Here is an 8,090-nt window from a genome sequence, read left to right on the forward strand (position 1 = left end):
CGTCTGGACGGGGCGAAATGACCACCGGTGGCCCGAACTGTCAGGCCGCGGGCAGCCCAAGAAGCTCCCGAGCCACCGTCCGCGGCGACTCGTCACGCTCCCTTGCGAGCGCGACGACGGCCCGGCAGGCCAACTCGCTCACCCCGAAGGACAGCGCCTCCGGCGACACCCAGCCCGCGGCTTCGTCGATCCGGTCCTGGTCGTCCTCCGCGCGGGCCGAGACATAGACGGCCGCGGCCTCGAAGAGATTGTGTCCGGGCCGTCGCGGGCCGCCGCGCGCCTCCGCGCGCGTGGAGGTGAGAAACCTGGCGAAGGTCTTACGGGGCCTGCCGAACATGCTGACCACCTTCCCCCTACGTGGTTTTCGGTCGCCGACCGTCCATCTACTGGTACCCAAAGTTGAGTTGGAGTCACGGCGACAGTAGGGGAACCGTGCGGTGAAGCGCGTCGAACGCCCCGCATCGAAATGAACCAGTCGGCGGGTGAGCTCAACCGGGCCCGGAGCGAGGTCGGTTCAGCTCTCGCGCACGGCCAGCGCCAGGAATCGGGCGTCCTCGTCGGCGTACGACGTCATGCGCCACCCCGAACCCGCCAGCAGCGGACGGAGATTGGGCTCCGCGCGCAGGTCGTTCGGCGTGATCTGCCGCCCCTGACGTGCCGCGAGCGCGGCCCGGCCGATCGGATGGAACAGGGCCAGCGTGCCGCCCGCACGCACCACCCGTGCCAACTCCCGCAGGTTCTCCTCCGGTTGGGGCAGATGCGCGATCAACCCCGCGGCGAACACGGCGTCGAGCGACTCCGACCGCAGCGGCAGCGCGGCGACGTCGGCGATCAGCAGGCGCCCGTCACGGTCGCGTCCGGCCCGTACGGCGGCCTCCAGCATGGCCGGGGTCAGATCGGCCCCGACCACCACTCCGGACCGCCCCACGGCCGCACGGAGCGGCGGCAGCGCACGTCCCGTCCCGCAGCCCGCGTCGAGGACCCGGTCTCCGTCCCGCAGCCCGAGTTCGGCGACCGCGGCGGCGTAGGCGGGCCCGTCGTCGGGGAAGCGGCTGTCCCAGTCGGCGGCGCGCGCACCGAAGAACTCCTGGACATGCGTGTGGTCGTCGCTCATGCTCCGCATGATCCCGCACCGACAGGGATGACGCTTCGGCGCACACGTTCGAGCGTGACGCGGTCGTTCACGTACCTCTCTGCGCCACATTGCGACACCTTTCGAAATGCGCCCCCTTTGTGCACCCGTGCCCCTACTAGCGTCCCCTGGTCATGGGACACCTGGACCACGCCACCTTCGGCTGGCTGACCCCCGTGCTGTCATACGTGATGGCCTGCATGGGCTCCGCACTCGGACTGCGCTGCACCGTCCGCGCGCTCGGCGCCACCGGCAGGTCGCGCCGCAACTGGCTCATCACCGCCGCCTCCGCGCTCGGCACCGGCATCTGGACCATGCACTTCGTGGCCATGCTCGGCTTCGGCGTCAGCGGCACCGACATCCGCTACGACGTGCCACTGACCATCCTCAGCCTCCTGGTCGCCATGGTCGTCGTCTGCGCGGGAGTCTTCGCGGTCGGCTACGGCCGCGACCGGAGTCGTGCGCTGTTCCTCGGCGGCCTCACCACAGGGCTGGGCGTCGCGAGCATGCACTACCTGGGCATGGCGGCGATGCGGTTGCACGGCGGCGTGAGCTACGACCCGATGCTCGTCGGGCTCTCCGTGCTCATCGCCGTCGTCGCGGCGACGGCGGCCCTGTGGGCGGCCCTCAACATCAAGTCGCCCATCGCGGTCACCGCCGCCTCCCTCGTCATGGGTGCGGCCGTCAGCAGCATGCACTACACCGGGATGTTCGCGGTGCGCGTGCACGTCACCCCCTCCGGGGCGGTCCTGCCCGGGGCCGCGGCGATGCAGTTCATCTTTCCCCTCGCCGTGGGCCTCGGGTCCTACCTGTTCCTGACCTCGGCCTTCGTCGCACTGTCGCCGACCACGGGAGAGCGCGAGGCGACCGCCTCGGCCCGGCGGCCGGTCGAGAGCGTCGCCCGTTAGCAGCCGGCCCGGACCGACCGCGCACCGCACCGCACGCCCCGATCCACTCCCGAGCGAGGAGGCCATGCGTACCCCCCGTAGGACCCCGAGAGCCGGCGCCGAGACGCCGCCCGTGCGCGGTCGTCGCGCGCACGCCGGACCACCCGCCGACGAACTCTTCGACGAGCCCCTGGACGCCCCGTCGGAGGAGATATCCCCGCGCGCGGGACGTTGGCGCATGCGACCCCGCACCGTACGGGCCAAGATCGTCTGTCTCCTGATGGTGCCGGTCGTCTCCCTGCTCGCCCTGTGGGCGTACGCCACCGTCAGCACCGCCCAGGACGTCTCGCGGCTACGACAGTTGCAGCGCGTGGACTCCGAGGTGCGCAGCCCCGTCGCCGCGGCCGTCGCCGCGCTGCAGGCCGAACGGTCGGCCGCCGTGCGCTATGCGACCGACCCCGACGCCGAACAGAGCGGCGACCTGAGGAAGTTGGCGGCGAGCACGGACCGGGCGGTCGCCCGGTTGCGGCTCGGCGACGACCACACCGTTGCCGACGGGGAGGGACTCCCGGCCGGAGTCGCCCGACGCCTGGCGGCCTTCGTCACCGGAGCCGAGCAACTGCGCTCACTGCGGACCGACGTGCTCGGCCACCGCGCGGGATGGGACGAGACGTACGGGCAGTACACGAAGACCATCGCGACGGCCTTCTCCGTGGGCGGGGCACTCACCGGAATCCAGGATGCCGACCTCGGATCCGACGCGCGCGTGCTCCTCGAATTCTCCCGGGCCGGCGAATCGCTCTCCCAGGAGGACGTGATGCTCGCCGGCGCCCGGCTCGACGGCAGGCTGGACGGGGAGCGGCTGAGGCTGTTCACCGGCGCCGTCGACACCCGCCGTACGCTGACCGACTCCGCCGTCGTGGATCTGCGCGGCTCCGAACGCACCGCCTGGCAGCGCCTCGCCGACACCGGCGCCTATACCGCGGTCGGCACCGTCGAGGACAAGGTCCTGGCCACCAACTCCGCCACCAGGGCGATCGCAGCGGCTCCGGAGACCACCTGGAACAGCGCTCACGCACGCGTGCGGGACGGCATGCGCGCCATCGAGTCGGACGCGGGAAACGGGGTCGCCAACCGCGCCGATCCGTTCACCCGGGGACTGCTCACCTCCGCCGGTGCCGCGGTCCTGCTCGGTCTCGCCGCCGTCATCGCGTCGCTCGTCATCTCGGTACGCATCGGACGCGGTCTCGTGATCGAACTCGTGAGCCTGCGCAACGACGCCCTGGGGATCGCCCGCCACAAACTCCCCGAGGCCATGCGGAGACTGCGCGCGGGGGAGGAGATCGACGTCAGGGCGGAGGCCCCGCCCGGGTCGCCCTCGGAGGACGAGATCGGACAGGTCGCCGAGGCCCTGGGCACCGTGCACCGCGCCGCCCTGCGGGCCGCCGTCGAACGCGCCGAACTCGCCAGCGGCATCTCCGGGGTCTTCGTCAACCTCGCCCGCCGCAGCCAGGTCCTGGTGCACCGTCAACTCAGCCTTCTGGACAGCATGGAACGCCGCTCCGAGGACCCGAACGAACTGAGCGACCTGTTCCGCCTCGACCACCTCACCACCCGTATGCGACGGCACGCAGAGAGCCTGATCATCCTCTCCGGAGCGGCACCCGGCCGGGCCTGGCGCATGCCGGTCTCCCTGACCAACGTCGTCCGCGCGGCCGTCTCCGAGGTCGAGGACTACGCGCGCGTGGAGGTACGCCAACTTCCCGAGGCGGCTGTCGTCGGCGCGGCCGTCGCCGACCTCACGCACCTGCTCGCCGAGATCGTGGAGAACGCCGCCCAGTTCTCGCCCCCGCACACACGCGTGCGGGTCACCGGTGAACCCGTCGGCAACGGCTACGCCGTCGAGGTCGAGGACCGCGGCCTGGGCATGGGCAAGGACTCCCTGGGCGACGCCAACCGCCGCATCGAGCAGTCCGAGGCCCTCGACCTCTTCGACAGCGACCGGCTCGGCCTCTTCGTGGTCAGCAGGCTCGCCGCCCGCCACGGCATCAAGGTGCACCTGCGGACCTCGCCCTACGGCGGTACGACCGCGGTCGTCCTGCTGCCGACGGCGCTGCTGCACGGCGGTGCGGCGGAACGTTCCCCTCGTGCGGCGGTCGAGGACGGGGAGCGGGTCGTGGAACGCGAGTACGCGCGTGTGCCCACCGCGGCCCAGCACCAGGAGTCCGTCGCGGCCTCCGACGACCGGCCCGCTCTGTCGGCCTCCGTACGAGCCGCGGCGGAGCCGGCGAACGACACCCCGCCCCCCGGAGTGACCACCTTGCGACTGCACCGTCCCCCCGAGGACACCGAAGGGACCGAGGACAGCGACGACCTCCCCCGTCGTGTCCGCCAGGCGAACCTCGCCCCCCAACTCCGCGAACAGCCCACCGCGGAACGGGAACAGGCGCCGCCCGCCCCGCGCGACGAGCACCGCACCCCCGAGGTCGTACGGGACCGGATGTCGGCCTACCGCGAAGGCTGGACGCGCGGTGGCGGCAGGCAACCGGGCCGTGGCGCCACCCCAGGCCCCGCAACGGGCAGTGACAGCAGCGAAGGAGACCTCACGTGATCCAGGACCCGAGCATGAGGGCCGCGGGGCGGTCCGGCGAACTCGACTGGCTGCTGGACGACTTGGTGCTGCGCGTGAGCGAAGTACGCCATGCCGTGGTGCTGTCCAACGACGGGCTCGCCGTCGGTGCGTCGACCGACCTGAAGCGCGAGGACGCCGAACACCTCGCGGCGGTCGCCTCCGGGTTCCACAGCCTGGCCAAGGGCGCGGGGCGGCATTTCGGGGCCGGCGGAGTACGGCAGACCATGGTGGAGATGGACGACGGGTTCCTGTTCGTGGCCGCAGCCGGAGACGGCTCCTGCCTCGCCGTCCTCACCGCGGTCACCGCCGACATGGGCCTGGTGGCGTACGAGATGGCACGACTGGTCAAGCGCGTCGGTGAGCACCTCTACACGCCGCCGCGCGTCGGTGCGCGGCCGCCCGCAGCCGGATGAGGCGAGAGGGCGGTCCGCTCCGATGACCGAGGACATGATCGGCGCCCAGCACGAACCGGGCAGCCAGTGGTACGACCAGGAAGCCGGGCCTCTGGTCCGCCCCTACGCGATGACGGGCGGACGCACCAGACCAGGCCCTACGGGGGTGCGTTTCGACCTGATCGCGCTCGTCACGCTGGATGCGGGCGCTCCGGACTTCGACGACGACACCGGACTAGGACCGGAACACCGGGCACTCATCGACCTGTGCCGTACGGAAACGCAGTCCGTCGCCGAACTCGCCGCCGGAGCCGACCTCCCCCTGGGAGTGGTCCGGGTGCTCCTGGGCGACCTGCTGGAGCTCGGCTGCGTCACCGTCAGCCGTCCGGTGCCGCCCGCGCAGTTGCCCGACGAACGGATCCTGCGCGAGGTGATCGAAGGACTACGGGCGCTGTGACGAAACTTCAGAACCACTCGAACGCGTACGACGCCGACTTGCGCACCCATTCGCTCGCCGAACGGACGCAAGAGGGCCACATCGGGCACATAGCGGTCCAACCGCCCAGGAGGGGACCGCACTTGCCACGATGCACACCTACGGACGTCGAGCGTTGCCCGCACTCCCGAGAGAAGTGATCGATGGTCTCCGAGCACTCCGACGCCGAGGACGGCGAGACGACCGCCCTGGCGTTGAAGATCCTGGTCGCCGGCGGATTCGGCGTGGGCAAGACCACCATGGTGGGCGCGGTCAGCGAGATCAGGCCGCTGCGCACCGAGGAACTGCTCAGCGAGGCCGGCCAGTTGGTGGACGACACCGGCGGCGTCGACCAGAAGGTCACGACGACCGTCGCCATGGACTTCGGCCGCATCACCATCAGGTCCGGCCTCTCCCTCTACCTGTTCGGCACACCGGGCCAGGACCGCTTCTGGTTCCTGTGGGACGAACTGTCACAGGGGGCCCTGGGAGCCGTCGTCCTCGCGGACACCCGGCGACTCGAGGACTGTTTTCCCGCGGTCGACTACTTCGAGCACCGGCACATCCCGTTCGTGGTGGCCGTCAACTGCTTCACGGGCGCCCGCAGTTACGGCGCCCGTGACGTCTCCCGCGCACTGGACCTCGATCAGGGAACGCCCGTGGTCCTCTGCGACGCCCGTGACCGCGACTCGGGGAAGGAGGTGCTGATCCGGCTGGTCGAGTACGCCGGGCGGATGCACACCGCCCGGATGCTCGACTCCGTGGGCTGACCCGGAGCTCTCACTCCGAAATGCCCTTCTGGGCCAGGACCTTCCCGATCGTGACGCGGACGAGGAGTTCGCCCGGCACCCCGTTGCGGGCGCCGAACTCCTCGGCGCGCTCCTCGCCCATGTACCGGGCCGCGATCCGGGTGGCCCAGTACCTGAGTTCGCCCGGTTCCTCCGACAACTCGGCGCGGCCTTGCAGCACCACGAAGTCGAACGGCGGTCGATCGTCGTCCACGCAGAGGGCGACTCTCCCATCACGGGCAAGATTGCGCCCTTTTACCGTTTCCTTCGCGGTGTTGAACACCACATCGTCCCCGTCCAGCAGGAACCAGATCGGCGCGACATGAGGGCTCCCATCGGCGCGGACGGTCGACAGCTTCCCGGTGCGTGTGCCGTGCGAGACGAACGCCCGCCATTCCTCATCGGTCATCTTCTGTGCCATGCCCCCATCCTCCTTGCCCGGGCGACGGTGGTGGGGAAGGCTGACGGGAGATCCTCCGGCCAGGGGGGAGGCGACACGGGGAGCCGGAACATGGCGCAGAACCAGGGACTGGGCTGGCTGCTGGACGATCTGACCGAGCGTGTCGAGCACGTACGCCACGCCCTGGTCCTGTCCAACGACGGACTGGTGACGGGCGCGAGCACCGGACTGCGCCGTGAGGACGCCGAACACCTCGCCGCCGTGTCGTCCGGACTGCACAGCCTGGCCAAGGGCTCGGGACGCCACTTCGGTGCGGGCGGGGTGCGACAGACGATGATCGAGTTCGACGACGCCGTCCTGTTCGTCACCGCCGCTGGCAGCGGCAGCTGTCTGTGCGTCCTCAGCGGCGCGGACGCGGACATCGGCCAGATCGCCTACGAGATGACACTCCTCGTCAACCGCGTCGGCGAACATCTCGGCGTGGACGCCCGACAGCCCGAGCGAACCCCCGTCACAGATCTCTGACCTGCGAGTTCGTCGACTTCCGCGGACTTATCCACAGGCCTGCCACGAGATCCGCCGATCCGGTTACGGTTTGTTCATCGCGAACGCACACAGCGTGAGCAATGGACTCCGCGGGGGAGATCGACCATGGCAGGAAACACCATCACCACACCGTCGGACCTCTCGTGCGCGCCCGGTCGCGCGGCACGAGAACTCGGGCTCAAGCGAGGCGAGTTCGACCTCGCCGTACATCTCGGACGCATCCGCACCGTGCCCGACGAAGGAGGCGACGGCCGCCGCGTCGTCCGCGCCGAGATCGACCGGCTGCGCGCGGCGGACGGGTTCCCCGACACACTCCTGGAAAGCGTCAGGACCGTGGGCACCACGGACGGCGCGGCCCTCATGGAGGTCACCCCCGCCAGGTTCACCCGCCTCGCCAGGCTGGGACTGGTGGTACCGGTGAAGTTCTACCTCAACCGCTACCGCGCCGTGGTCTGGCTCTATCTGGCCGAAGAACTACGGCAGTTCGCGTCCGACAAGAACCACACCACGCTGCTCAACGGCCGTACGCCCGAGGGGCTGAGGGACCAACTGCAAGCCGGCCTGGATCTACGGCCCCGCAACTGGCGCGGACGGCATCTGGGATTCCTGCTCCGCCAGGCCGACGACCCGTGGGAGCGTGCCGGAGCCCTGGCCGCACTGCTCGACCCCGTCCAGGTCGCGGAGATCGTCCAGGATCCGTATGAGCGCGCCCACGTGAACCGGTTCCGGCCCGACCCGCCCGCCCACGAGGCTCCCGGCTCACCCACAGCCAGCTGATCTCGTCCGAGTTCTCCGCCGTCATGATTCGCTCGGCGAGGTGGGCTGCGGGTGAGCCGGG

General features: G+C 70.6%; 9 protein-coding genes and 1 pseudogene. 7 read left to right on the forward strand and 3 right to left on the reverse strand.

Annotation, left to right across the window (positions count from 1 at the left end; genetic code table 11):
* Window positions 1–40: 40 nt before the first annotated feature.
* Window positions 41–337 carry a hypothetical protein gene (locus tag JHN63_RS02495; protein WP_200676976.1) on the reverse strand — a complete coding sequence of 99 codons (297 nt, stop codon included), beginning with the start codon at window positions 335–337 and terminating at the stop codon, window positions 41–43.
* Window positions 338–514: 177 nt separating this feature from the next.
* A complete protein-coding gene (locus tag JHN63_RS02500) occupies window positions 515–1,114 on the reverse strand; it encodes a class I SAM-dependent methyltransferase (protein ID WP_200676977.1) in 600 nt (199 codons plus the stop codon).
* 152 nt (window positions 1,115–1,266) lie between these two features.
* Between JHN63_RS02500 and JHN63_RS02505 the strand changes: the two genes are divergently transcribed.
* The 5 genes from JHN63_RS02505 to JHN63_RS02525 all read left to right on the forward strand — a co-directional run bounded on the left by JHN63_RS02505 (window position 1,267) and on the right by JHN63_RS02525 (window position 6,288).
* Window positions 1,267–2,040, forward strand: a complete 774-nt coding sequence (locus JHN63_RS02505; RefSeq protein WP_200676978.1) for an MHYT domain-containing protein — start codon at window positions 1,267–1,269, stop codon at window positions 2,038–2,040.
* A gap of 64 nt (window positions 2,041–2,104) precedes the next feature.
* On the forward strand, window positions 2,105–4,630 hold the full coding sequence (locus tag JHN63_RS02510; RefSeq protein WP_200676979.1) for a nitrate- and nitrite sensing domain-containing protein: 2,526 nt from the start codon (window positions 2,105–2,107) through the stop codon (window positions 4,628–4,630).
* Window positions 4,627–5,064 carry a roadblock/LC7 domain-containing protein gene (locus JHN63_RS02515; RefSeq protein WP_200676980.1) on the forward strand — a complete coding sequence of 146 codons (438 nt, stop codon included), beginning with the start codon at window positions 4,627–4,629 and terminating at the stop codon, window positions 5,062–5,064. Before JHN63_RS02510 ends, JHN63_RS02515 begins: the two co-directional genes overlap by 4 nt.
* Before the next feature lie 22 nt (window positions 5,065–5,086).
* Window positions 5,087–5,500, forward strand: a complete 414-nt coding sequence (locus JHN63_RS02520) for a DUF742 domain-containing protein (RefSeq protein WP_200676981.1) — start codon at window positions 5,087–5,089, stop codon at window positions 5,498–5,500.
* A 182-nt stretch (window positions 5,501–5,682) separates the two neighbouring features.
* Window positions 5,683–6,288 carry an ATP/GTP-binding protein gene (locus JHN63_RS02525; protein ID WP_200676982.1) on the forward strand — a complete coding sequence of 202 codons (606 nt, stop codon included), beginning with the start codon at window positions 5,683–5,685 and terminating at the stop codon, window positions 6,286–6,288.
* Window positions 6,289–6,298: 10 nt separating this feature from the next.
* Here the strand turns inward: JHN63_RS02525 and JHN63_RS02530 are convergent, their stop codons facing one another.
* Complete coding sequence (locus tag JHN63_RS02530) at window positions 6,299–6,727, reverse strand: PPOX class F420-dependent oxidoreductase (protein WP_200676983.1); 429 nt, start codon at window positions 6,725–6,727, stop codon at window positions 6,299–6,301.
* A gap of 90 nt (window positions 6,728–6,817) precedes the next feature.
* On the opposite strand from JHN63_RS02530, the gene JHN63_RS02535 reads away from it, so the two are divergent.
* Together JHN63_RS02535 and JHN63_RS02540 are read left to right on the forward strand one after the other, a co-directional pair.
* Window positions 6,818–7,231, forward strand: a complete 414-nt coding sequence (locus JHN63_RS02535; RefSeq protein WP_200676984.1) for a roadblock/LC7 domain-containing protein — start codon at window positions 6,818–6,820, stop codon at window positions 7,229–7,231.
* A 126-nt stretch (window positions 7,232–7,357) separates the two neighbouring features.
* Window positions 7,358–8,023, forward strand: a pseudogene (locus JHN63_RS02540) (DUF6397 family protein); the annotation flags it as partial.
* Window positions 8,024–8,090 lie beyond the last annotated feature (67 nt).

The organism is Streptomyces sp. MBT65, assembly GCF_016612545.1.
Classification (GTDB): Bacteria; Actinomycetota; Actinomycetes; order Streptomycetales; family Streptomycetaceae; genus Streptomyces.

Excerpts from the sequence above, each read along its gene's own strand:
- JHN63_RS02495 (WP_200676976.1), bottom strand. The coding sequence starts at position 337 with ATGTTCGGCAGGCCCCGTAAGACCTTCGCCAGGTTTCTCACCTCCACG.
- JHN63_RS02505 (WP_200676978.1), top strand. The coding sequence starts at position 1,267 with ATGGGACACCTGGACCACGCCACCTTCGGCTGGCTGACCCCCGTGCTG.
- JHN63_RS02510 (WP_200676979.1), top strand. The coding sequence starts at position 2,105 with ATGCGTACCCCCCGTAGGACCCCGAGAGCCGGCGCCGAGACGCCGCCC.
- JHN63_RS02525 (WP_200676982.1), top strand. The coding sequence starts at position 5,683 with ATGGTCTCCGAGCACTCCGACGCCGAGGACGGCGAGACGACCGCCCTG.
- JHN63_RS02500 (WP_200676977.1), bottom strand. The coding sequence starts at position 1,114 with ATGAGCGACGACCACACGCATGTCCAGGAGTTCTTCGGTGCGCGCGCC.
- JHN63_RS02535 (WP_200676984.1), top strand. The coding sequence starts at position 6,818 with ATGGCGCAGAACCAGGGACTGGGCTGGCTGCTGGACGATCTGACCGAG.
- JHN63_RS02520 (WP_200676981.1), top strand. The coding sequence starts at position 5,087 with ATGACCGAGGACATGATCGGCGCCCAGCACGAACCGGGCAGCCAGTGG.
- JHN63_RS02530 (WP_200676983.1), bottom strand. The coding sequence starts at position 6,727 with ATGGCACAGAAGATGACCGATGAGGAATGGCGGGCGTTCGTCTCGCAC.